The 24,863-nt window shown below is 63.1% G+C and carries 19 protein-coding genes; 4 read left to right on the top strand and 15 right to left on the bottom strand.

Annotated elements, in window-relative coordinates; all coding sequences use genetic code 11:
- Nucleotides 1-35: 35 nt before the first annotated feature.
- From xdhC to xdhA, 3 genes are read right to left on the bottom strand one after another with little or no spacing between them, the layout of a single operon-like run.
- Nucleotides 36-878, bottom strand: coding sequence for a xanthine dehydrogenase accessory protein XdhC (gene xdhC, locus THALAR_RS04110; RefSeq protein WP_021100224.1), 843 nt, complete (start codon nucleotides 876-878; stop codon nucleotides 36-38).
- A gap of 4 nt (nucleotides 879-882) precedes the next feature.
- Nucleotides 883-3,207, bottom strand: a complete 2,325-nt coding sequence (gene xdhB, locus THALAR_RS04105; RefSeq protein WP_021100223.1) for a xanthine dehydrogenase molybdopterin binding subunit — start codon at nucleotides 3,205-3,207, stop codon at nucleotides 883-885.
- Nucleotides 3,208-3,220: 13 nt separating this feature from the next.
- A complete protein-coding gene (gene xdhA / locus THALAR_RS04100) occupies nucleotides 3,221-4,678 on the bottom strand; it encodes a xanthine dehydrogenase small subunit (protein ID WP_021100222.1) in 1,458 nt (485 codons plus the stop codon).
- Nucleotides 4,679-4,801: 123 nt separating this feature from the next.
- On the opposite strand from xdhA, the gene THALAR_RS04095 reads away from it, so the two are divergent.
- On the top strand, nucleotides 4,802-5,719 hold the full coding sequence (locus tag THALAR_RS04095) for a LysR family transcriptional regulator (protein WP_021100221.1): 918 nt from the start codon (nucleotides 4,802-4,804) through the stop codon (nucleotides 5,717-5,719).
- Nucleotides 5,720-5,842: 123 nt separating this feature from the next.
- Entirely contained in the window at nucleotides 5,843-7,462 is a 1,620-nt protein-coding gene (locus tag THALAR_RS04090; RefSeq protein ID WP_021100220.1) for a caspase family protein, read from the top strand.
- 8 nt (nucleotides 7,463-7,470) lie between these two features.
- Here THALAR_RS04090 and THALAR_RS04085 read toward each other — a convergent pair whose 3' ends face one another.
- A complete protein-coding gene (locus tag THALAR_RS04085; protein WP_021100219.1) occupies nucleotides 7,471-8,214 on the bottom strand; it encodes a hypothetical protein in 744 nt (247 codons plus the stop codon).
- A gap of 67 nt (nucleotides 8,215-8,281) precedes the next feature.
- Nucleotides 8,282-9,157, bottom strand: a complete 876-nt coding sequence (locus THALAR_RS04080; protein ID WP_021100218.1) for an NAD(P)-dependent oxidoreductase — start codon at nucleotides 9,155-9,157, stop codon at nucleotides 8,282-8,284.
- Between the two features lie 99 nt (nucleotides 9,158-9,256).
- Between THALAR_RS04080 and THALAR_RS04075 the strand changes: the two genes are divergently transcribed.
- A complete protein-coding gene (locus THALAR_RS04075; protein ID WP_021100217.1) occupies nucleotides 9,257-11,719 on the top strand; it encodes a penicillin acylase family protein in 2,463 nt (820 codons plus the stop codon).
- Entirely contained in the window at nucleotides 11,716-12,252 is a 537-nt protein-coding gene (locus THALAR_RS04070; protein ID WP_021100216.1) for a histidine phosphatase family protein, read from the top strand. Before THALAR_RS04075 ends, THALAR_RS04070 begins: the two co-directional genes overlap by 4 nt.
- A 99-nt stretch (nucleotides 12,253-12,351) precedes the next feature.
- On the opposite strand, the gene THALAR_RS04065 is transcribed toward THALAR_RS04070, so the two are convergent.
- The 10 genes from THALAR_RS04065 to dusB all read right to left on the bottom strand — a co-directional run bounded on the left by THALAR_RS04065 (nucleotide 12,352) and on the right by dusB (nucleotide 24,702).
- Nucleotides 12,352-12,759: a DUF2177 family protein gene (locus THALAR_RS04065; protein ID WP_021100215.1), complete on the bottom strand. Its 408-nt coding sequence runs from the start codon at nucleotides 12,757-12,759 to the stop codon at nucleotides 12,352-12,354.
- A gap of 57 nt (nucleotides 12,760-12,816) precedes the next feature.
- On the bottom strand, nucleotides 12,817-14,103 hold the full coding sequence (gene hflX, locus THALAR_RS04060) for a GTPase HflX (protein WP_407638125.1): 1,287 nt from the start codon (nucleotides 14,101-14,103) through the stop codon (nucleotides 12,817-12,819).
- The gene (gene hfq, locus THALAR_RS04055) at nucleotides 14,087-14,326 is read right to left on the bottom strand and encodes an RNA chaperone Hfq (protein WP_021100213.1); all 240 of its coding nucleotides are present in this window, start codon (nucleotides 14,324-14,326) and stop codon (nucleotides 14,087-14,089) included. Before hfq ends, hflX begins: the two co-directional genes overlap by 17 nt.
- Nucleotides 14,327-14,463: 137 nt before the next feature.
- Entirely contained in the window at nucleotides 14,464-16,011 is a 1,548-nt protein-coding gene (locus THALAR_RS04050; protein WP_245622344.1) for a potassium transporter TrkG, read from the bottom strand.
- A 2-nt stretch (nucleotides 16,012-16,013) separates the two neighbouring features.
- Nucleotides 16,014-17,399, bottom strand: coding sequence for a Trk system potassium transporter TrkA (gene trkA, locus THALAR_RS04045; RefSeq protein ID WP_407638130.1), 1,386 nt, complete (start codon nucleotides 17,397-17,399; stop codon nucleotides 16,014-16,016).
- Between the two features lie 69 nt (nucleotides 17,400-17,468).
- Nucleotides 17,469-18,890 carry a nitrogen assimilation response regulator NtrX gene (gene ntrX, locus THALAR_RS04040; RefSeq protein WP_021100210.1) on the bottom strand — a complete coding sequence of 474 codons (1,422 nt, stop codon included), beginning with the start codon at nucleotides 18,888-18,890 and terminating at the stop codon, nucleotides 17,469-17,471.
- A gap of 25 nt (nucleotides 18,891-18,915) precedes the next feature.
- The gene (locus THALAR_RS04035) at nucleotides 18,916-21,174 is read right to left on the bottom strand and encodes a sensor histidine kinase NtrY-like (protein WP_040817180.1); all 2,259 of its coding nucleotides are present in this window, start codon (nucleotides 21,172-21,174) and stop codon (nucleotides 18,916-18,918) included.
- A gap of 86 nt (nucleotides 21,175-21,260) precedes the next feature.
- Nucleotides 21,261-22,631 (bottom strand): response regulator, encoded by a 1,371-nt coding sequence (locus THALAR_RS04030; protein WP_021100208.1) that lies wholly within the window; start codon nucleotides 22,629-22,631, stop codon nucleotides 21,261-21,263.
- Between the two features lie 26 nt (nucleotides 22,632-22,657).
- Nucleotides 22,658-23,734 carry a two-component system sensor histidine kinase NtrB gene (locus tag THALAR_RS04025; protein ID WP_021100207.1) on the bottom strand — a complete coding sequence of 359 codons (1,077 nt, stop codon included), beginning with the start codon at nucleotides 23,732-23,734 and terminating at the stop codon, nucleotides 22,658-22,660.
- Nucleotides 23,731-24,702 (bottom strand): tRNA dihydrouridine synthase DusB, encoded by a 972-nt coding sequence (dusB, locus tag THALAR_RS04020; RefSeq protein WP_021100206.1) that lies wholly within the window; start codon nucleotides 24,700-24,702, stop codon nucleotides 23,731-23,733. Before dusB ends, THALAR_RS04025 begins: the two co-directional genes overlap by 4 nt.
- Nucleotides 24,703-24,863 lie beyond the last annotated feature (161 nt).

The raw sequence follows: 24,863 nt of genomic DNA, 5'->3' as shown, positions 1-24,863 counted from the left end.
CCTCCCTTTGATTTTTGCCCCCCGCATCGGCCTCCTCAGACGATATGCGCAGGATTTTTCTGCTGGGTCGTTGCCAGCGTTTTTTGGTCCACCGATTTGGTGAGACAGGTCATGACTTCCGCCGCAACAAAGGCTGCGATGATTTCTGGTCGTTTGTCGGCGCTGGCATTTGCCCCGATGGGGCAGGTCAGACCGCTGATGTCTTTCGTGTCCGAATGCGAGGCGTGATAGCGCGAGAACTTCACCCGTTTGGTGGCTGACCCGATCAGCCCCACATAGGCCGCGTCGCCGCGGTCCAGCGCCTCGGAGGTCAAAAGGAAATCAAGCGCGTGATCGTGGGTCAGCACGACAAAGGCGCTGCCCGCAGGCGCGTCGCGGATATCGGCTTCCGCCATGGCGGACAGGCGCGTTTCGACCTTTGCGTCGGTCAGGGACAGCTCTTCCTGCCGCGCGTCGATCAGGATGCAGCGCACGGGCAACAACTGGCAGAAACGCGCCAAGGCGCGGCCGACATGGCCTGCGCCAAGGATGTAGACATGAGGACGCTCTGCCACGTCCCGCGCGTCGCGCGCGCAGGCGTCCATGCGGTCCGCATCGGTCATTTGCGCCAAGCGCACGACCACGCGCCCGCCGCAGCATTGGCCAATCTCAGGCCCCAACGGGACGTCCATCACTTCCGCCTCGCGTCCCGAACGCAGCATCGCCCGCGCCTTGTCGATCGCCATGTATTCCAACTGCCCGCCACCGATGGTGCCGTGGAGCCCATCCGAAGCTACAAACATCTGCGCCCCCGCCTCACGCGGCGACGAGCCGCGCACCTCGGTCAGGCGGACAAGGATCACCTTGCGGTGGTTGGCGAGGAATTCGGAGACCGACACCGGCTCAACCCCGCAAGCGTTCGATCGCCATCAACACCCGCTCCGGCGTGGCGGGCGCGTCAAGGCGGGGGCAGGTCTTGTAGTCGTCAACGCTTGCGACCGCATGGGACAAGGCCTCGAACACCGAAATACCCAGCATGAAGGGCGGCTCGCCCACGGCCTTGGATCGCTTGATCGTGTGCTCCTTGTTCTCGGACCACTTGGCAAGCTCCACGTTGAAAACACGCGGGCGGTCGGAGGCGAGCGGGATCTTGTAGGTGGACGGCGCATGGGTGCGCAACTGGCCCGCGCTGTCCCACCAAAGCTCCTCGGTGGTGAGCCAGCCCATGCCCTGAATAAACGCGCCTTCGATCTGGCCGATATCAATGATCGGGTTCAGCGACTTGCCGACGTCATGCAGGATATCCGTCCGCTCCACCCGGTATTCGCCGGTCAAAGTGTCGACCGACACCTCCGAGCACGCCGCGCCATAGGCGTAGTAGTAGAACGGGCGGCCCTGCCCGGTGTCACGGTTCCAGTGGATTTTCGGCGTCTTGTAAAACCCTGCTGCGGACAGGTGGACGCGGGCCATATAGGCCTGCTTGATGAAATCAGGGAAGGAAATGATCTCGTCACCCACCTGCACCGCATTGGGCAGAAATCGCACATGGCCAGCATCGGTGTTCCAATGCTCGGCGGCAAATGCGACCAGCCGTTCCTTGATCTGTCTTGCAGCGTCCTGCGCCGCCATTCCGTTCAGGTCGGACCCCGACGACGCCGCCGTCGCAGACGTGTTGGGCACCTTCTCGGTCGTGGTCTTGGTGATCTTGATGGTGTCGAAATCGACCTGAAACGCGTCCGCCACCACCTGTGCGATCTTGGTGTTCAGCCCCTGCCCCATCTCGGTGCCGCCATGGTTTAGATGGATCGAGCCGTCCGAGTAGATGTGCAGCAACGCGCCCGCTTGGTTGTACCAGGTGGCGGTGAAGGAAATGCCGAACTTCACCGGCGTCAGCGCGATGCCCTTGCGGATGGTGCCGCCCTTGGCGTTCCAGTCGAGAACCGCCTGACGTCGCGCCTGATAGTCGGCCTTGTCCTCCAGCTCCTGACAGATACGCGGCGCGATGTTGTCCTCGACCGTCTGGTGATAGGGCGTCACATCACGTCCGTCCTCGCCGTAAAAATTGCGCTTGCGCACCTCAAGGCTGTCGAGCCCGCGATGGTAGGCGATCTCCTCCATGATCCGCTCGGCGGCGATGACGCCTTGCGGGCCGCCAAACCCGCGAAACGCGGTGTTGGAGACCGTGTTGGTCTTCATCGGGTGCGAGTTCAGCAGCACGTTGGGGTAGTAATAGGCGTTGTCGGCATGAAACAGCGCGCGGTCCGTGACGGGGCCGGACAGGTCAGAGGAAAACCCGCAGCGCGCGGCGAACTCGCCGGTGACGGCCTCAATCACGCCGTTGTCGTCAAAGCCCACCTCATAGTCGATCACGAAGTCATGGCGCTTGCCTGTCGCGGACATATCGTCGTCGCGGTCGGGGCGGATTTTGACCGCGCGATTCCATTTCTTCGCCGCCACCGCCGCTACCGCGCAAAACAGGTTCATCTGGGTTTCCTTGCCCCCGAACCCGCCGCCCATGCGGCGCACGTTGATGACGACAGCGTTGGACGGCACGCCCAGAACATGGGCGACCATATGCTGCGCCTCGGAAGGGTGCTGGGTCGAGGAATGGACGACCACATCGTCATCCTCGCCGGGGATGGCGAAGGCGATATGGCCTTCGAGATACATATGGTCCTGCCCGCCCACGCGCATCTTGCCCTTGATGCGGTGGGCTGCGTTCTCCATCGCGCTGCGCGCCTCGCCCCGTTTCAGGGTCAGCGGCGGGGTCACGTAGCCCATATCCGCCGCTTGGGCCGCTTCGGGGTCAAGTGCGTGGGGCAGTTCTTCGTAGCTTACCTGCGCCAGCTTGGCGGCGCGCCGCGCGGCGTCGCGGGTTTCGGCGACAACGGCAAACATCGGCTGGCCCCAGAATTCCACTTTGTCGGTGGCGAAGATGGGCTCGTCATTGCGCCCTGTCGGGGACACATCATTGACGCCCGGAATATCATCCGCCGTCAAAACGCCGATCACACCGGGGGCTGCGCGAACGGCGCTGAGGTCCACGTCGCTAAGCCGCGCATGGGCCTTGGTGGACAACCCCAGATAGGCGTGCAGCGTGCCCAAAGGCTCCGCGATGTCGTCGCAATATTCGGCGCGGCCGGTGACGTGCTTGATCGCGCTGTCGTGGCGCAGGTCCTTGCTGACGCCGCCTTTGATGGTGGCACGGGATGGCTTTTGAATGTTCATGGCAATCTCTCCCTTATGCGCTGAGGCGGTCTGTTGCGGCGTCGCCCTGCTGGTCGAGCCAGAACTTGCGGAACAGGTTTCTGGACACTTGCAGGCGGTATTCGGACGACGCCCGCCAATCGGTCAGCGGGCTGAAATCCTCACCGAGTTTTGACGCGGCTGCGATGAGCGCCGCTTCGCTCCACGCAGCGCCAACCAGCGCGGCCTCGGCATGGCTCGCCCGTTTGGGGGTGGCGGCCATCCCGCCAAACGCAATCCGCGCGTCGGTGATCTTGCCGTCCCCAACGGTGACATTGAACGCGGCACAGACGGACGAGATGTCCTCGTCCCGACGCTTGGAAATCTTGTAGGCCGCGTGAATGGCGTTGCTGGCGGGGCGCGGGATGGAGATGCTCTCGAGGAACTCGCCCTTGGTCCTGTCCTGTTTGCCGTAGTCGATGAAGAAGTCCTCAATAGGCAGGACGCGACGCGTGCCGCCCTTACGCAGCGTGATCGACGCCCCAAGCGCGATCAGGACCGGCGGGGTATCCCCGATGGGGGAGCCGTTGGCGACATTGCCGCCGATGGTTCCCATGCTGCGGATTTGCCAGCCTGCGATCCGGTCCCAGAACGCAGATAAATGCGGGTAATCGGCGGCCATGACGTCGCGGCTGTCGGCATAGCTGACGCCCGCGCCCATGGTGATCACATCGTCGCTGACCTCAAGCGCGCGCAACTCGTCCAGATGGTTGAGGAACACGACCGGAGAGATATCGCGCAAGAACTTGGTCACCCACAGGCCAACATCAGTGGCACCGGCGACTATCGTGGCGTCGGGGGTCTGCTCCAGCACCGCGGCCAGATCATCGACCGAGGCCGGCAGGATGCAGCGGCTATTGCCCCGCGCAACCTCAACCCGCTGGCCATCGCACAGCTTTGACAGTTTTTCTGTCATTGCGGTGCGCTCACGCACCAAAGCGTCATCCGCTGGCGAGCCGAGTTGTGTCGCAGCCTTCGCGGCCTTGATGATCGGCTCGTAGCCGGTGCAGCGGCACAGGTTGCCCTGAAGGGCTGTCTCGATCTCGGTCTCTGACGGGTCTGGATTGCCCATCCAGAGCGCGTAGAGCGACATCACAAAGCCGGGCGTGCAGAAGCCGCACTGGCTGCCGTGATGCTCGACCATGGCCTGTTGAACCGGATGCAGCTTGCCATCGGGGCCGGACAGATATTCGACCGAGACGACATGGCAGGCATCGAGCGAAGCGGTCAGGCGGATACAGGCGTTCACCGGCTCGTAGCGCAGGACGCCGTTTTGCAAACGGCCCACAAGGACGGTGCAGGCGCCGCAATCGCCCTCGGCGCAGCCTTCCTTGGTGCCCGTCAGGCGGCGGTCGATGCGCAAGAAGTCGAGCAGCGTGTCGCTTGCGCCGACGCGGTCCAGGGTGACGTCACGGTCGTTCAGAACGAAGCGTATTTCGGATCTGGCTGTCATTATATCCTCCCATGCCGCAATCGGGATTCTGCGGTCGTCCCCAGTATGATCCCATTTCGCCTCATAAAATACGGCGCAGTCAGCTATGCTATTTCAACGAATCGTTGAAAATAGGAGAGCCGCTTGCCTTATGTCGAAAGCCTCAGAGTCTTCGTGCGCGTCGTCGAACTGGGCAGCATCACCGCAGGTGGCCGCGACTTGCGGCTGACGCCTGCGGTCGCCAGCAAGCGTATCAAGGAGCTGGAAAACAGGTTGGATGTGCGCCTGTTCAACCGCACCACGCGCAAGTTATCCCCCACCGAAGTCGGCCAGACGTTCTACGAACATGCGCGTCAGGTCGTGCAATCCATCGAGGACGCCGAAGCCGCAATCTCGGGCTTTTCGCAAAGCCCGCATGGCACCGTGCAGATCACCGCGCCCCTTGGCGTGGGCAAACGTCTGATTGCGCCGATTATCCCTGATTTCGTTGACCTTTATCCGGATGTCTCGGTGCGGCTACGGCTGTCAGACCGCAAGGTCGACCTGTTGGAAGACGGCCTTGATGTCGCGCTGTTCGTCGGTCAGCCACCGGATTCAAACCTGAAGCTGCGCAAGATCACGGACACCCCGCGCCTTTTATGTGCCGCCCCCACGTATCTGGAAAAATTCGGCGTGCCGCAAACCCCCGATGATCTCAAGCGTCACAATTGCCTTCTGCTGCGTTATCCGCGCTCTCCCGAATGGTTCTGGACGCTTTCAACATCGGAAGGCCCCAAGCGGATGGACGTCTCCGGCAGCTACGATTCCGATGACGGGGATGTGCTGACGGGATGGGCGCTGGCGGGACGCGGCATCATCAACAAGCCGCGCTTCGACGTGGCCGAGCACCTGAAACGCGGGGAGCTTGTCGAGGTCCTGCCGGAAACACCCCCCGAACCCGCGATGTTCGGATGTCTCTACCCGCATCGAAGGTTGCAGGACAACAAGGTGAGACTCCTCATTGATTTCCTGCTGGAGCGCTGCCGGAAGGAACTGACCAAGGTCTCGACGCAAGTTGAATGAGTGTGGACCGGTCGAAAGCTCCGTCATGCCACATAAGATGGGTCCGGCCTTGGATATATTCGGCCACCCGCGTCCAAACATCCGCTCTTGGTGGCAAGCGGCTTCGCGTGTTACCCTGCGTCAATGAGTGTTTATAGCGTAGCCCTGATTGCCCCGTTCCTTGTCGCCGCCCGGCACGTCCGGACGTTAGCAATTCTTGTGCTTTGCCTGATCGCCAGTCTTCCTTCCTACGCGCAGGACGCAGCCGACAAGCGCATTGCCCTGATTATCGGCAACGCTGCCTACAAGAACGTGCCGGAGTTGAAGAACCCGCGCAACGACTCGCAGGATCTGGCCGCCGCGTTGGAGCAGGTCGGGTTCGAGGTCTTGCTGCATACCGACCTGACCCAAGGCTCCATGCTGGACACGCTGCGCGGCTTTCGCCGCCGCGCCACCGAGGCCGATGTGGCGCTGATCTATTTTGCGGGCCACGGCATCGAGATCGACCGCGAGAATTACCTGCTGCCGGTGGATGCGGTGCTGGAAACCGATTCCGACATCAATTTCGAAGCGGTGAAGCTGGAGACGATGATCTTCGCCGCCAGCGGCGCGGACCGGCTGAGCATGGTCATCGTCGACGCCTGCCGCAACAACCCATTTGCGACGTCGATCAAGCGCACCAACCCGAACCGCTCCATCGGGCGCGGGTTGACGGCGGTAGAGCCGTCGAAGAACACCCTTGTGGCCTACGCTGCGAAAGAAGGCACGACCGCCGCCGATGGCAACGGGCGCAACAGTCCCTATGCGGACGCGCTGATCTCGTCGCTGAAGACCCCCAAGCTGGAGGTCGGCCTGATGATGCGTCAGGTGCGCGACAAGGTGCTCGACGCCACGGGCGGGCGTCAGGAGCCGTTCGTCTACGGCTCGCTGTCGGCCGACCAGATATACCTCAACGACCCTGACGGCGGCACCGAAGCGCAGCCCGCGTTGATGATCGCCGAAGACGTGGTGCAGGATGTCCCCGACACCAGCGCCGCCGAGATCGTGTTCTGGAAATCCATCTCCGACCAACACGCGGTCGAGGAATTGCAAACCTATCTGCAAAAATACCCCGAGGGGTTCTTTGCCGAGCTGGCGCGGGCCCGCATCAAACGCGCAGGCGGCGAGGTTCTGACCCCTGTGGAGCCGCAGGTGCGGCTTGAGCCGGAGGAACCGGAGATCGAGGTCGACCGCGCCCTGACCCGCGACGAGATTGTGGAGATGCAGGAGCGTCTGTCGGCCCTGGGGCACAGTCTGGGCCGCGCCGACGGGGTGGCAGGCCGCAGGACCAAGGCCGCGATCCGCGTGTTCGAGCGTGAGGAAGCATTGCCCGTGCGGGGGCAGCCGACATTGTCGCTGATAACGGCGTTGCGTGCGCGGATCGGCGAAGACGAGCTTGCCATATGGCGCAACTCTCAGGCGGCGCGGGTGGCCCCGGCGAAACCCGCCGCGACGCGCACCAAGGCCAAGGCGAAAACGCCGGTCAGAACCCGCCCGAAACCCGTGGCGGCGGCACCCAAGGTGGCCCGGCCTGCGCCCGCCCCGACACCCGCCCCGGCCCCCGCGCAAACGAAAGTCTCCAAGCCTGCGGCCAAGTACAAACAATTTTGCGCCGCCAACCGCCAATGTGCCACCCGTACCTGCCGCCGCGGCTCGCAAGGCAACTTCTTCAGCAACGCCCGCAACTGCAAGTTCTGCGACCTGTATGTGCAGCGTTGCCAGTAGGCAGAATGCTAAAGCTGGATGTGGAGATGGTCGTCGTGGCGAGCGGCTCGGCAACCCTGAAACCTGATCCGAGAACTACTGGCGTTAAATCTCGCGGCAAGATGCGGTTCGATAAACACTTTCCCGATCCGATTGTCTGAACCAAGCCATTTCAAAGCCGCAGTCATTCGCAAGGGTTCCAGCTCATAGTCCGGCCAGAACGGTTGCAGCCAGGCAAAATCCCATCTCAAGCTCAACGTCGTTCGAGGGCAATCGGTCGGCCCGTCTTCGAATGCAAAGTAGCCGATGGGCGATTTCGCAGTATCAGGGAGATATCCGCTGTCATCCTGATAATAGAACGCCAGATCAACTTTGCGCCCGTCGTTATGTGACAGATGCGGAAGTAGCGGGAATCCGGACACGAACGGAAAATTCGCGTCGAGGATGCGCGTCGTAGTGTCGGGGAAGGTACTTTCCATACGATTGGCGAACTCGTGCAGCACAACTTTGAGTTCAGGAGTCACATATTGCCTGTTCAGGACGCAAAACAGTTTCGACTGCATCTTCAATGCGTCGCCTGAGATGCAAGGCAAGGGCTCGCGACCCATGACAGGAGCCACCCAAAGCGCGGTCACTGACAAGGTGGCGTAGGCAGCGACAAACGCAAGAATGCGCTTGCGGAAACACAGTGCGACAATCCAAGCAAGCCCCCCGAGTTGTGACAGGAGAGTTAAAAAAATGACAACCGACAGATGAAAGAAAACCCGGCTCAAAGCGGCTCGCCCGATGGAAAACTTGTAATATACATGATGTCGGAGGACCGGCCGCTGTTGCCGCCCGCTACCCGTCCAACGCCCTTAGCCGCTTGATCAGCGAGGACGTGTCCCAGCGGCCGCCGCCGAGTTTCTGCACGTCCTTGTAGAACTGGTCCACCAAGGCGGTGACCGGCAAGGACGCGCCGTTCTCGTCTGCGGCGTCCAGACATATCCCCAGATCCTTGCGCATCCAGTCCACCGCGAAGCCGTGGTCGAACTTGTCGTCGATCATCGTCTCGTAGCGGTTCGACATCTGCCACGAGCCCGCCGCGCCTTGGGAGATCACCTCGACCACCGCCTTGCCGTCCAGCCCTGCCTTGTCGGCGAAATGCAACGCCTCGGACAGGCCTTGCACCAGCCCCGCGATACAGATCTGGTTGACCATCTTGGTCAACTGCCCTGCCCCGTTCTCGCCCAGTCGCTTGCACGCCTTGGCATAGGCGTCGATTACAGGCTCCGCGCGGTCATAGGCGCCCTGATCGCCGCCGCACATCACGCCAAGCTGGCCGTTCTCGGCCCCCGCCTGTCCGCCGGACACCGGCGCGTCGACGAAGCTGATCTGGCGCTCATCCGCCACGGCGTAAAGCTCGCGGGTGACTTTGGCCGACACCGTGGTGTGGTCCACGAAGATCGTGCCCGCCGACATGCCCGCGAACGCGCCGTCATCGCCCAGACAGACCGCGCGCAGGTCGTCATCGTTGCCGACGCAGGCCATCACGAAATCCGCGCCCTCGGCCGCCTCGCGTGGGGTCGGCGCAAAATTGCCACCATGCTCGGCGGCCCATTTCTCGGCCTTGGCGGTGGTGCGGTTGTAAACGGTGACCTCGTGGCCTGCCTTTACCAGATGCCCCGCCATCGGGTAGCCCATGACGCCCAACCCCAGAAAACTAACTTTGGCCATGTGCGGGCCCTCCCTGTTTCATCTGTTTGATTATGCCTGCTGACGGGTGTAACGACAGGGGCTGAGGCGTCAATAGCGGCGCGAAAACATGGCGGATAAATGGGTCTGGTTTTCAAATGGTCGTTGCGGCTGTTCCTGCTGCTGGCGCTGCTGGCCGGATTGGCGCTTGCGGGGGTCTACTACCTCGCCTCGCGCTCGCTGGTGGACTACAACGCCGACTACACCGTCCCCGCAATCAGCGGCCCGGTCGAGATCATCCGCAACAATTCCGGCGTGCCGCATATCTTCGCCGAGGATGACAACGACGTCTATTACGGGCTGGGCTTCGCCCATGCGCAGGACCGCCTGTGGCAGATGACCATGCTGCGCCGCACCGCCCAAGGCCGCCTGAGCGAGCAGTTCGGGGAGCGTACGGTGAAGGTGGACAAGCTGATCCGACGCCTCGACCTCTACGGCCATGCGCAACGCGCGGTGGCCTTCCAGGACGACCGGACCCGCGCGGCGCTGGATGCCTATGCCGCGGGTGTCAACGCGTGGCTGCGCATCGTCAACCGCGACGCCTTGGGGCGCGGTGCGCCGGAGTTCTTCCTGTTCTCGCCGCAGATCGCGCCCTGGCAGCCCGCCGACAGCATCGCGGTCATCAAACTGATGGGTTTGCAGCTGTCCGGCCATCTGGAGGAAGAGGTCATCCGCGCCCGAACCTCGCTGCTGCTGGAGCCGGAGCGGGTGCGTGACCTGCTGCCCGACGCGCCGGGCACGGGGATCGCGGCGCTGGACTATGCGGCGCTCTTGGAAGGCCTGGACCTGCCGCGCTATGCCGCCAATACCAGCGGGCCGAAAAACCCGCTGTCACCCTTCCCAGAACGCGGTCTGGCCGGCGCCTCCAACGCCTTCGCCGCCGCGCCGGAACGCTCTGCGGCGGGCGGCACCTTGCTCGCCAACGACCCGCATCTGGGCCTGTCGGCCCCGTCGATCTGGTATCTGGCCCGGCTGGACCTGTCGACCGGCGGCGTCATCGGTGGCACCATTCCCGGGATGCCGGTGATATTGACGGGACGCTCCGACAAGGTGGGTTGGGGGCTGACCACCGCTTATGTCGATGACCAAGACGTGCTGATCGAGAAGGTGAACCCGGACAACCCCGACGAGTATCTGACACCGGACGGCTACAAGCCGTTCCGCAAAGGCCAGTCGATCATCAAGATCAAGGACGCGCCGTCGCAAACGATCAACCTGCGCTGGACCGATAACGGCCCCGTGCTGCCGGAGGACCATTACAATCTGGGCACCATCACGCCCCTGAACCACGAGGCGGCGCTAAGCTGGACACTGCTGACCGATCAGGACACCTCGATGCAGGCGGGGTTGCAGATCATGCGCGCGGGCAGCGCGGCGGAGGTCATCGCCGCAGCGGCGGATTACGTGGCCCCTGCGCAGAACCTGACGATCGTGGATCAGGAGAGCATCGCGCTGAAAACCATCGGCCACGTGCCGCGCCGCAACCCCGCCCACCAGTCGCGCGGGCGCATCCCGTCACCCGGCTGGCTGGAGCAGAACCGCTGGCTGGGCGTGATGCCCTACGCGTCGAACCCCGAGTTCACGCGGCCCTCGGGCGGTATTCTGGGAAACACCAACAACAAGGTGATTGACCGTCCCTTCCCCAACCATATCAGCTATCACTACGGCGACACCCAGCGGGTGCAGCGCTGGCGGCGGCTGATGCTCAACCGCGAGGTCCATACCCGCGATAGCTTTGTTGAGGCGCAGCTTGACACCGTATCCTTCACCGCACGGTCCCTGTTGCCGCTGATCGCCGCCGACCTGTGGTATACCGACGAGGCTGCGCCCGATGGCACGCCGGAGCGGCAACGCCAGCGTGCGCTGGCCCTGATGGCGGAATGGAACGGCGAGATGTCCGAACATCTTCCCGAGCCGCTGATCTACGCCGCGTGGCTGCGGGCGTTGCAGACACGACTGATCCGTGACGAAATCGGCACGCTGGAGAGCGAGTTCACCCATGTGGAGCCGCTATTCATCGAACGCGTCTTCCGCGACGTCGAGGGCGCTGCGGTGTGGTGCGACGTGCTGCAATCCGCGCCGGTCGAGACCTGCACCGACATCTCGCGCTACGCGCTGGATGACGCGCTGGTCTGGCTGGAGGAAAAATACGGCCGGAATATCGAAAGCTGGCGCTGGGGCGACGCGCATGAGGCGACGCATGACCATCAGGTGCTGGGCAGCATTCCGTTGCTCTCGGCCTTCGTAAACATCCGGCAGTCAACATCGGGTGGCGACAACACCCTGCTGCGCGGGCGCACCTCCGGCAAGGGGCCGGACCCGTTCCAGAACGTCCATGCGGCGGGCTATCGCGGGGTGTATGACTTCGCCGACCCTGACAGTTCGCTGTTTGTGATGGCCACGGGGCAATCCGGCCACCCCTTGTCGCGGCATTACGATGATCTGGGCGTCTTGTGGCGGCGCGGCGAATATATCCCCATGTCCCTCGATCCGGAGCTGGCGCGGGCCGGTGCCGAGGGGACAATCACACTGGTTCCCGAATGACCATCCACCTGATCCGCCACGGGCAGTCGGCCTTCAACGCGGTGTTTACCGGCGCGGGCGACCCGATGATTTTCGACGCCCCCCTGACGCCTCTGGGCGAAGCACAGGCCGCCGCCGTGCGCGCCGACGTGGCGCGGCTGGGTATCCGCGAGGTGGTCTGCTCCCCGCTGACGCGGGCGCTGCAAACCGCGCGGCTGATTTTTCCGAGGGAGCGCATTCATGTGGTGGCCGAGGCGCGGGAGCATCTGGGCCATAGCTGCGACGTGGGCCGTAAGCCCGCCGAATTGAAAACGGCTTTTCCCGACATCGACTTCGCGCATCTGCCCGACATCTGGTGGCACGCAGGGCCGGAGACCGCCGCAAGCGTGCCAGTGGAACCGCAAGAGGTTTTCCTAGAGCGCATGGCGGCCCTTGCCATATCGCTGGCGGCGCGTCGGCAGCGACCGCTTGCGCTCGTCTGCCACGGTCATGTGATCGAGGCGCTGACCGGCATCCACCCCGACAATTGCGGCATCGTCGCGTTCCGCCCCTAGAGCAGAAATCGGTAAATCCGAAACGCTCAACGCTGCCTGGAATCAAAGATTTCAACGCGTTGAGTGATGCGGTCTGTTGGAGATTAAACCGATTTCGCTTTAGCTGAACGCCCGTGTGATCGCGACGCCCGCGGTGGCGGAGGTTGCCGTCAGCAAAGTGCCCCATGTCAGGTCGGTGGCGACCATGGTCCAGCTCCAGCCTTTCATCACGGCCAGCGAGGTGAACTCGTAGGTGCCGTAGCCGATGGCCCCCAGGAACGCGGCGGAGCCGAAGACCCAGAGCAGCGACTTGTCGCCGGACAAGGCGGGGATCGAGACGAACCACAAGAGCCCCACGGCGTAGAACGCATAGAACAGCAGCGCCGGGCCAAGGCGCGGGCTGTCGAGCAGGAGATCGGGGATGAAGCGCTCGAAGGTGGGTTTGATCAGGTAGCTGAGCCCGATGTAGTCGAGCGCCAGAAAAATGGCGAATGTGCTGCCGTAGAGGATCAGGTATGTGCCGGTCATGAAGATGCTCCTTTTGCGCTACCGATCCATATAGAACGCGAAAGGTTCGGGGCGAGCCTAGAGCTTTTCGAACTGGCCCTTTTGCGCAGGGCTCCATGTCACGGTCAGGTTGAAGCCGGTCTCGGTCTGCTCTTCGCTGTCCACGACCTCTTGGCCGAACAACCATGCCCGCGCCTTGCCGTCGGCAAAACCCAGCTCGATCACCTCGGTGGTGGAGCCTGCGCGAAGCAGGGTCGAGACTGCATCCAGCAGCCCGTCAATGCCCGCGCCGGTGGTGGCGGAGGTCAGGAAGATGTGCTCGTCGCGGTCGGCTTTGTTGGTGGCGGCTTCCAGCGCGTCCGGCGACAGGCGGTCGGACTTGTTCCAGACCTCCAGCACCGGCACATCCTTGTCGACCCCCAGATCGGCCATGATGGAGCGCACGTCGCGGGCCTGCCCCTCGCTTTCGGGGTGCGAGATGTCGCGGACATGGAGGATCAGATCGGCGCTCAGCACCTCCTCCAGCGTGGCGCGGAAGGCGGCGACAAGCTGCGTCGGCAGGTCCGAGATGAAACCCACCGTGTCGGACATGATGATCTCCAGCCCGTCCGACAACTCGACCGAGCGCATGGTCGGGTCCAGCGTGGCGAACAACATGTCCTTGACCAGCACCTCCGCCCCCGTCAGGCGATTGAACAGCGTGGATTTGCCCGCGTTGGTGTAGCCCACGAGGGCCACCACCGGATACGGCACTTTGGCGCGAGCGGCGCGGTGCAGCTCGCGGGTTTTGACGGTTTTCTCCAGCTGGCGGCGGATGCGCACGATGGCGTCGTCGATGGCACGGCGGTCGGCCTCGATCTGGGTCTCGCCGGGGCCGCCGACGAAGCCAAGCCCGCCGCGCTGGCGTTCAAGGTGTGTCCATGCGCGGACGAGGCGCGTGCGCTGGTAGCTGAGGGCGGCAAGTTCGACCTGCAACACCCCTTCGCGCGTTGCGGCGCGGTCGGAAAAAATCTCCAGAATCAGGCCGGTACGGTCAAGGATCTTGACGCCCCATTCTTTCTCCAGATTGCGCTGCTGCACCGGCGTTACGGGGCCGTCGATCAGGACCAGCTCGACTTCGGCCTCTTTCAGGCGGTTCTTCAATTCAACGATCTTGCCGGTGCCGAACAGCGTGCCCGCCCTGACCTTGGGCAGGGGCACGATCTCGGAGCCTGCGACCTCAAGGCCCGGCAACGCCTCGGCCAGCGACACGGCCTCTGACAGCGCGAAGCTGGCGAGCCTGCGGGCCTTGACGTCTTTAATGTCGGGGTGGATCACCCACGCGCGGGTGAGACCGGAGTCCTCGGTTTCAAGAATTCTCTTCACCATCGTAAAGGTTGATGGGCTGCGACGGCATGATCGTCGAGATCGCGTGCTTATAGACAAGCTGCGACTGTCCGTCGCGACGCAAAAGCACGCAGAAATTATCGAACCACGTGATGACGCCCTGCAATTTGACGCCATTGATCAGGAAGATCGTAACGGGGATTTTGGTTTTACGAACGTTATTGAGAAATGCGTCTTGAAGATTTTGCTTATCAGCGGCCATTTTTTATTGCCTTTTTTCTTGCGCTTATTGTGCGAGTGCCAATGAAATCAGCACACTGTCCCTGATGAATTGTCAGTATGTCTTGGGATGAAATGGAGGTCCAGCCCCGAAATCAGGCTTTTCCGGCGGTTTGCGGCCTACCGGCGCCAGAAATCGGGATTGAAAAGCGCGATGATGGCAAGGGTTTCCATCCGGCCCAGCACCATGGCCCCGATCAGGATGCATTTGGCACCGGTTCCCAGTTGCGCATAGGTCGCGCCGTTGTCGAGCGCGACCTGTACCAGCGGGCCGGTTGTCGACAGGGCGGAGATGGCGAAAATCACAGCGCTTTCGAAGTTCAGGCCGGTCAGCGCCAGCGTCACCGTCACCGCCGCGATGGACAGTGCGAAGAGCATGAAGAAGATCCACGCGATGAACGCCCCCTCGCGGCGCATCCCCCGCCCCAGTCTGCCGCCGCCACCGACGGAGGACGGGTGGACCAGCCGCTCCATCTCGCGCAGACCGTGCTTGTAGAGCGCATAAAAACGCAGCAGCTTGACGCCGCCCGCCGTGGTTGCCACGCCGCCGCCGATGATCGCCAGCCCCGCAAGGATCAGCCCCGGCGTCGGCAGCGCCGACCAGTCGCGGGCGGTTTCCCAGTCGGCGGACACGAAGCCGGTGGTCGTCAGGAAGGACAGCACGGTGAATACTCCGCCCCACATCGCCTTGACGGAGGCGAGCAAGTTTGCCTCCTCGTTGACCTCGATCGCGCCGATGAAATGGCGGAACCACAGTGCCAGCGGCACCACGACGACGAAAACAACGGCAACCCGCATCTCGGCGTCCTGCACGAGGGTCGGAAGATAATGCTTGTCGCGGGGCAAGGAGATCATCTGCCGCGTGACGGCAAGCAGAAGGAAGGCGAAGATGATGATCTCGGCAGGGATCGACAGGCCCATATCGGCCAAGGTCTTGAGCGGCAGAATACCGCTGGTCGACATGGTCGACAGCGCGATCATCAACCCGTGGAAACTGTTGGTGCCTGTGACCACCAGAAACAGCCAGATCGCGAGCGTCAGCGCCAGATAGATCGGCAGGATGCGTTTGGTGTAGCGGGCGATGCGCTCGTTCGGCTCGCTGGCGCGGGCCAGCTGCGCGCCGGAGCCGGGCCGCCCGCCTTCCGCCGCCGTGGGGCGCATGACCTCGAACCCGCCAAGGGTCATGGGCGCCAGCACCGCAATGGCCGACACGATCACCAGAAACCCGCCAAGCCAGCCAACGAGCGCCCGCCACAAATGCACCGGATCGGGCACCACGCGCGGGGTGTCGAGCGTGGTCGCGCCGGTTGTGGTGATGCTGGAGACCATCTCGAAATAAGCGTTGAAGAACGACATGGAGGGCCGCGCCTCGTGCAGCGGCACCGCGAGGAACACCGGCAGCACCAGATAGGCCGCCACCAGCGTCAGAAGCTGGCTGCGGGCCACGTTGCGCACCGGCTGGCGATAGGTGGCCAGCCCGATCAGCGCGGCCAGAACCCCGATCAGAATTGCGCCATAGAAAAACGGCTGCGCGACGCGGTGCTGGTTCAGCGCGAAGGCGTGAATTGCGGGGATCAGCATGGCAGCAGCGCCGGCGCCCAGAAGCTGCACCACCAATGGCAGGCGCAGCAGCATCGGCAGTCTGGATGCTTTGAGACCCTGCCCCATGATCAGAAAAAGTCGACCGAGACCTGCAACAGCCGCTCGACCTCCGGAACATCCGCGGCCAGCGCGAAAATGACGATGATGTCGCCCTCCTCCACCCGCGTTCCGCCTTCGGGGCGCACGATCTTTTTGCCCTTCTGGATCGCGCCGACCAACACGCCTTCGGGAAAGTTGATGTCGCGGATACGCTGGCCGGATATGGGCGATGTGGAGAGTACCTGCGCCTCGATCACCTCGGCCTCCGCGTCGCCCAGCGAGTAGATCTGGCGCACCCGCCCGTGGCGGATATGGCGCAGGATGGACGACACAGTGGTGGCGCGGGGGTTGATATAGGCGTCGACGTCGAGCGCATCCATCAGCGGCACCAGCGTCGGGTCGTTGATGAGCGCGATGGCCATGGGGCAGCCTTCGGCCTTGGCGCGGACGGCGGCCAGCAGGTTGGTCTTGTCGTCGTCGGTGACACAAAGTACCGCGTCTGCGCGGCTGATATTGGCCTCGTTCAGCAGATCCGCGCTGAGACCGTCGCCATGCAGCACGATCGTGCGTTCCAGCGCGTTGGCGGCGCGTTCGGCGATGGTGCGGCTTTTCTCGATGACCTTGGCGCGGATGCGTACGGTGCGGGCCTCCAACGCCTGCGCGACCGCAAGGCCGACATTGCCGCCGCCGATGATGACGACACGTTCCTGCTTGGACTGGGTCTTGCCGAAAATCTCCATCGTGCGCGGCACGTCTTCGCGGTGGGCGCAGACATAGACCTGATCGCCGTCAAACAACTGGTCACCGGGATCGGGGGAAAACAAATTGCCCTCGCGGCGCACGCCCACCACGACCGCGCGCAGGGTGGAAAACAGCTCGGTGAGCTGGCGCAGGGGCGTGTTGAGGACGGGGCAATCCTCTTCCAACTGGATGCCCAGCAGCTGCACCTGCCCCGACAGGAAGTTTTCGGTGTCGAAGGCGGCGGGGTCGGCGAGGCGTTGCAGGGCGGCCTCGGCCACTTCCTTCTCGGGGGAGATCACCACGTCGATGGGCATGTGATCGCGGCGGTAGAGGTCGGAATAGATCGCCGTCAGGTAGCTTTGCGAGCGCAGCCGCGCGATCTTGCGTGGCACGGAAAAGGCGGAGTGCGCCACCTGACAGGTGACCATGTTGACCTCGTCCGAATGGGTCGCGGCGATGATCATGTCGGCGTCGCGGGCGCCTGCACGGTCCAGCACATCGGGGTAGCTGGCAAAGCCGGTGATGCCTTGCACGTCCAGCGATTCCGTCGCGCGGGACACCAGTTCGGGGTTGTTGTCGACGACGGTGACGTCGTTCTTCTCGCTCGACAGGTGACGGGCGATTTGCCAGCCGACCTGCCCTGCCCCGCAGATGATAACTTTCATCGGTTCAATCCCGTTTGTCCGAGTGCCCAGCCATGGCAGATGGCCGCGCGGCGGTCAATTGGATTGCAGGCGCGGGGGTTAGTCGGACCCCGTCGCCTCCATCTCGTCTTCCTGCACCTGCGCGATACGCGCGCCCGCTTTGTTGGACGTCACCACGCCCAGCGATTTCAGCTTGCGGTGAAGGGCGCTGCGCTCCATCCCCACGAAGGCGGCAGTGCGGGAAATATTGCCGCCGAAACGGTTGATCTGGGTCATCAGGTATTCGCGCTCGAACATCTCGCGGGCTTCGCGCAGTGGCAAGGTGGCCAGATTGCCGCCGATGGTCACGCCGCTTCCGCTTTCGCCTGAGCCTTCCGACTGGGGCAGTTCCTTGGCCTCGATATCGCCCTTGTCCGGCCCGAGGATCAGCACCCGCTCGATCACGTTCTTGAGCTGCCGGATATTGCCCGGCCAGTGCATTGTTTGCAGCAGGGTCACGGCGTCATCGGCCAGTTTGCGCAGCGGCAGGCCTTGGGTCTGGTTGAACTGCGCGATAAAATGGTTGGCCAGCGTCGGGATATCCTCGCGGCGGTCTTCAAGGCTGGGAACGGCGATCGGGACCACGTTGAGGCGGTGATACAGTTCCTCGCGGAACTCGCCTGCCTTGATCGCCTCGGCCAGATCGCGGTTGGTGGAGGTGATGACGCGCAGATCGACCCGCACCTTGTCGTTGCCGCCGACACGCTGGAACTGCTGCTCCACCAGCACGCGCAGGATCTTGGATTGGGTGCCAAGGGGCATATCCGCCACCTCGTCGAAGAAGATGATGCCGCCATGGGCCTGCTCCAGCAGGCCCGGCTCCACCCCGCGCTCGCGGCTTTCGCGACCGAACAGGACTTCCTCCATCCGCTCCGGCTCCACGGTGGCGCAATTAACGGTCACGAACGGCGCGTGGGAGCGGTTGGAATGGGCGTGGATATAATGCGCCGCCACGTCCTTGCCCGCCCCGGCAGGGCCGGTCAGCATCACGCGGCCGTTGGAGCCGGTGACCTTGTCAAGTTGCGCCTGCAACCCTTTGAAAGCAGAGCTTTCGCCGACCATTTCCGCGCTGGCCACCTCGCCCCGTTTCAACTGGTTGTTCTCGCGGCGCAGGCGGGAGGTTTCCATGGCGCGGGTGATGACGACCATCAGCTGGTCGATGTTGAAGGGCTTTTCGATGAAGTCATAGGCTCCCTGCTTGATCGCCGCGACGGCGATTTCGATATTGCCGTGACCGGAGATGATGACCACCGGAATGTCGGGATTGTCCCGCTTGACGTGTTTGAGGATGTCGATCCCGTCCATGGCGCTGTCTTTCAGCCAGATGTCGAGGATCATCAGCGCTGGCGGGTCGGCGTTGATCTCGGCCATGCAGGCCTCCGAGGTTCCGGCAAGGCGGGTGGTGAAGCCTTCGTCCTTGAGAATGTCCGAGATCAGCTCCCGAATGTCGCGCTCGTCGTCTACGATCAGAATATCGCCCATATTTCTGCTCCTTGTCAGCGGCCCCTCAGGCCACGTTTCTGCGTTTGCCCGCCGCGAGGCGCGGCAGTTTTATGACGGCCATTGCTCCGCGATGGCCTGTGTCGTCGAAGGCTTCGGCATCGCGCAGCACAAGGCTGCCGCCGTGTTCTTCGATAATTTTCTTCACGATGGGCAGGCCAAGGCCGGTGCCCTTCGCACGGGTGGTCACATAGGGCTCGAACAGGCGGGTGCGGTCTTCGGGAAGCCCCACGCCGTTGTCCGAGATGGTCACGGTTACGTCCTTGTCGCTGGTCGTCACCGCGACTTTTATCTGTGGCTTATGCCCGTTCGCTGCGCCGTTTTCCTGATATGTTTCAATGGCCTCTCCTGCGTTCTTGATCAGGTTGGTCAGAGCCTGACCGATCATGGTCTGGTCCAGTTCCGACAGGATTTCCGGCTCGGTGCTGTCCAGCGTGATCTCTACCCCCGGCTGGCCGGATTGCTGCAACACAACCGCGTCACGGACCAGCTTCATCAGGTCCGTCTCGCGCAATTCCGGCTCCGGCATGCGGGCGAATTTGGAAAACTCGTCGACGATGCGGCGCAGGTCGTTGGTCTGGCGGATGATGACGTCTGTGTATTGCTCCAGGCTGTCCAGCTGGTCGCCTGCGAGCGGCGTAAACTTGCGCTTGAGCCGCTCGGCGGACAGCTGGATCGGCGTCAGCGGGTTCTTGATTTCATGCGCGATGCGGCGGGCCACGTCGCCCCATGCGGCCATTTTCTGGGCGCTGACCAGTTCGGACACATCATCGAAGGCCAGCACGTAGCCTTCCAATTCACCCTCTTCGGAGGTCCGTGTGGCGACGCGCACCAGCAGGCTTTCAAGCTGGCCGCGGCGGGTCAGTTTGACCTCTTCCTGCGCCGTCTCCGCGTCGGAGTCGGAGAGCGATGCCAGAAGCGACGCGAATTCCGGCACCAGCGTGGGCAGGTCTTGCGAGATGTCCGCGTCGTCCTCAATATCCAGCATACGTAGGGCGGAGCGGTTCATGAAGGTAATCTGGTTATCCGCATCCAGCCCGATCACCCCTGCGGTGACCGATGACAGGACGGAATCGAACAGGCGGCGGCGGCGCTCGATCTGTTCGGTATTGCTCAGAAGCGTCTCGCGCTGCACTTTAAGTTCACGCGTCATCTGGTTGAAAAGGCGACCCAATAGCGCGATCTCATCCTCGCTTTTGGCCTCGACCACCTGCACGTCCAGATCACCCGCCCCAACACGCTGGGCGGCGGCGGCAAGTTGGCCGACAGGGCGCGCGAGCCGTTCCGCGAACCACAGACCAAGCCAGATGGCGGCGAGGATCAGGATCACCGCGAAGCCCAGATAGATCAGCCCGAACTCGAACAACAGGCGTCCGCGATCATTCTCAAGCTGCTGGTAGAGCCGCACGGTTTCCTGCGTCTGGTCCAGCAGGCTGAGGATCTCGCCATCGACCGAGCGGCTGATATAGAGGTAGCGGTCGGGATAGGCGGTCAGGCGCAAAAGCGCGCGGAATTCGTTGTTGGGCCAGTCCTCGATCACCACGGGGCGATTGTTCTGGGCCTCCTCGAACGCCGTTTCCGGCACCGGCTCGAAGTCGAAGCGATAGGACCGGTTTCCGCGCGACACCAGATTGCCCGCGCCGTCGACGATAAATGCCTCTTTCAGGCCGCGCTGCACCTGCTCCTGCGCTTGGGTCAATACCTGCCGGAGGTCCGAATCAGAAATGAAATTAGTAGTTTGCTTGGCGATATTCACGTAACCGGCAAGGCGCAAGGCGTCGTCCGACAGATCGTCGCGCTGCTCCTGCTCGTAGGCTTGTGCGGCAGAAAGCGACGTGCCGACCACGTTGCGCACTCGGTCGGAGAACCAGCCCTCCAGCCCGAAATTCAGCGTCACCACGGCGAAGACGGCGACCAGAATGGTCGGCACAAGTGCTACCAGCGCGAATACCCCCGTGAGGCGCAAATGCAACTGCGAACCGGCAGAATTGGCACGGCGCGAGGCGATGACCTTACCGACCTTTTGGGCGACGAGTGCTGCGACCAGCAGCACATAGACCAGATCGGCCAGAAGGATGAGGCGGATGCCGTGCGAGGTGGGGTCAAGCTCGAACGGGCCAAGGCCCAGATAGGTCAGCACGGCCAGCACCGGACCCAACACCACAAGGCCCAACGTGGCAATGTTCTGCACGCGCCTTTGCTTGCGCAACCGATTCAGCCTGTTCCAGGACGCAGTCCGTCCGTGGAGACCCGTTGGGGTTTTCATCTGCTTTCTTACCGCCTTGCCACGTCTTGTTGATGTGATCGTCGAGGCGTCCATGCGGCCCGATCGTCACGGTGACTGTTGCGGTTTTACATCAACTTGCGGCGCCGTGTCACGCGAATATCGAGGTCGGTGACCTTTTTTCTCAAGGTATTGCGGTTAATGCCAAGTAGATCAGCACATTTAGCCTGATTTCCGCCTGTGGCCTCCAATGCGATTTCCAGCAAGGGAAGCTCCACCTCGCGCAATATCCGCTGGTAAAGGCCGGGTGGCGGAAGCACCCCGCCGTGCAGATCGAAATAGCGCCGCAAGTGTTGCGCGACCGAATCCGACAGCTTGTCCGCACCTACATTGCCCGCGACCGGCTCCATCTCGGGTTGTGCGCCGAGCACCAGTTCGACATCCGCGCGGGAGATATCCTGCTCGCTCGCGGTGACAATCAGGCGACGCACGGCGTTTTCCAGTTGGCGGACGTTGCCCGGCCAGTTGTAGCTGCGGAACAACTCCATCGCATCTTTGGAAAATTGTCGTGAAGGCGCGCCGTCGCGTTCAGACTTCTGCAAGAAATGTGCCGTTAGAAGCGGGATATCTTCCACCCGCTCACGCAAGGAGGGCACAGTCACATTCACACCACCAAGGCGGTAGAACAAATCCTGCCGGAATTCCCCGGCCTCCATCTGCGCCATCAAGTCCCGCTGTGACGTAGCGAGAATGCGCGGCGCGTCGTCGGTCAGGCTGTCGAGCATACGCACAACGCGGGCTTGTGCGTCGGCATTCAGGTCAGACACCTCGTCGAACAGGATGGAACCACCGCGCGCACGGCTCAGGATTGCGGCCGGTCCTTCCATTGCGGCCAGATCGGCAGGCCTGACCCTGACGAACGGAAGATTGCGCCGGTCGGAAAAATCGTGGACGGCGCGGGCGATCAGACTTTTGCCGGTGCCGCTTTCGCCGCTGATCAACACGGGCAGATCGGTATTCATAACGCGGGCGACAAGGCGGTACAGGTCCTGCATCACAGGGGTGCGACCGACCAGCGGCAGGTCGTCGCCTTCGTTTACCGGCACATCACTGGTCACGCGCGGCGCAGGCACGCGCTTCTGGTCCAGCGCACGGGCGGTGCGCTTCATCAGGTCCGGCAGGTCGAACGGCTTGGGCAGGTAGTCGTAGGCGTCGGCCTCGGTCGCCTGAATGGCCGTCATGATGGTGTTCTGGGCCGAGATGATGATGACCGGCAAGCTAGGGCGTTTCTCATGGATGGCAGGCAACATTTCCAGCCCGTTCCCGTCCGGCATCATCACGTCGGAGATCACCAGATCGCCTTTCCCCTCGCCCACCCACCGCATCAGCGTGGTCAGTGACGAGGTGGCGTGAACCTTGCAGCCCGCCCGCGTCAGGGCCTGTGTCAATACGGTGCGAATGGTGCGGTCGTCATCTGCGACTAAAACGGTGCCGTCCATGGTTTACGCTTCCTTGCTGTGAGGGGTCATAGCTCGTGGTCTTTCGGGGCGACAGGCAGGGAAATGCGGAACACCGTGCGCCCCGGCACGGAGTCGACGGAAATCCAGCCGTCATGTTCAGAGATGATCTTGGACACCAACGCCAGTCCCAGCCCTGTGCCGTTGTCGCGGCCGGACACGAAAGGCTCGAACACCTCGCTGGCCAGATTATCCGGCAGGCCCGGACCGTCGTCGATGATTTCCACCTGCAACGGCACGGCGGAGCGGCTGCCGTCGGGGCGTTCCACCCGCAGCGACATCTCGTAGAAGGTGCGGATTTCGATGGTGCCGCCGGATTTATCCGCCGCCTGCGCCGCGTTTTTCAGCAGGTTCTGGACCACCTGCAACAACTGGTCCGCATCCGCGTAGGTGGGGGGCAGCGACGGGTCGTAGTTCTCTCTGATCCGCATATGGGCGGCGAAGCCCACGGCGGCGGATTTTCGGGCGCGGTCGAGCACGTCATGCAGGTTCACGGCGCGGCGCATGGGCGGCCGCAGGTTGCCGAACTGCTCTACTTGTTCCAGCAGCTTCACGACGCGACGGGACTCGGCGACGATCAGGTCGGTCAACTCTATGTCGTCGCCCGACAGGTTCATGCTCAGAAGCTGCGCCGCGCCGGTGATGCCCGCCAGCGGGTTCTTGATCTCGTGGGCCAGCATTTCAGCCATGCCGATGGCCGACCGCGCGGCGGATTTGGACTGCATGTCGCGGCCCATTTTATGGGCGATCTGGCGCGGCTCCATCAGGATCAGGATGTAATCCGGCCGATCCACCATGGCCGACAGTTGCACATTGCATTGCACGGGGGGCTTTTCGCCGGACCCCACATCGACGGTATTCACGAACAAGGCGGAGCCGTCACGGCGCACGCGCATCACGGCCTCGTCCAGCGGCGCGTTGACATGGAGCTTGTCCCACACGGGCGCCCCGCGCAGGGACTTGGCGGATGCGTTCATGAATATCTCGCCCGCAGGATTGATCTCGGCGATGGCGTTTTGGGCGTCGATCACCAGCGCAGGCACCGGCAGGGAACTCCAGAGTGTGTCGAAGAATTGCGTACTCATGCGGCAGCCTCCAAGGCGGAGGGCAATTCTGACAGCACCGCGCGGGGGGACTTCGCGGTCAGCACTTCGCGGCGCAGCGGCGCGGCGGTCCCTGCCCCGTCCATGTACCAGCCCAGATGTTTGCGGGCGACGCGCAGGCCCAAATCGGGGCCGTAGAAATCGAGCATGTCCTCGTAATGGGCGGCGACCATTTCGGCCAGCGCTGCGCCTTGGGGAATGTCGGGCGCGGGCGTGCCGTGGAGGCGGTGCGCGACCTCGGCCAGCGCCCACGGGCGCCCTTGGGCGCCGCGCCCTATCATCACCCCGTCCGCGCCGGAGGCGTCGAGCGCGGTGCGAGCGGTCGCGGCGTCGGTGATGTCACCATTGGCGATGACGGGAATGCTTACTGCGTCTTTTACGGCGCGGATCGCGGCCCAGTCGGCGCGGCCCTTGTAGAACTGGCAGCGGGTGCGCCCGTGGATGGTGATCATGCGGATGCCCGCATTCTCGGCCCGTCTCGCCAGCGTCGGCGCATTGAGCAGATCGTCGTCCCAACCCAGTCGGGTTTTCAGGGTCACGGGGATATCGACCGCGCCGACCACGGCGTCGATCAGGGTCAGCGCGTGGTCGAGATCCTTGAGCAGCGCGGAGCCGGAATAGCCGTTGGTGACCTTCTTGGCTGGGCAGCCCATGTTGATGTCGATCACGCGGGCACCGTTGGCGGCGACTAGGCGGGCGGCCTCGGCCATCCAATGCGCCTCGCGGCCTGCAAGCTGGACGGAGGTGTTGGCGAACTCCATGCCCAGCTCCGCCTTTTCGCGCACGCCGGGTTTGGCCTGCACTATTTCCTGACTGGCGACCATCTCGGAGACCACCAGCCCCGCGCCGAAGCCGGACACCAGCTTGCGGAACGGCAAATCGGTGATGCCGGCCAGAGGGGCCAGCAAAACGGGTGGGTCGATGGCGTGTTCTGCCAGATGAATGGGCAAACGCTTAATCCTTGAGCAAGTAGAGCCATGGCTAAGCCGTTGCGGCGGGTCTGGCAACGATATGGCTCATGTTATTTGGAGGATACGGTGTTTTGGGCGAAACTGCCCAATAATTAGGCAGAAGCAATGGGCATTGTCCTTCGCGCGCGCACAACATAGAC

This window comes from Litoreibacter arenae DSM 19593 (assembly GCF_000442275.2).
GTDB classification, from domain to species: Bacteria; Pseudomonadota; Alphaproteobacteria; order Rhodobacterales; family Rhodobacteraceae; genus Litoreibacter; species Litoreibacter arenae.
Note: the sequence above shows the minus strand (reverse complement) of the source record. Positions and strands in the feature narration are given on the sequence as shown.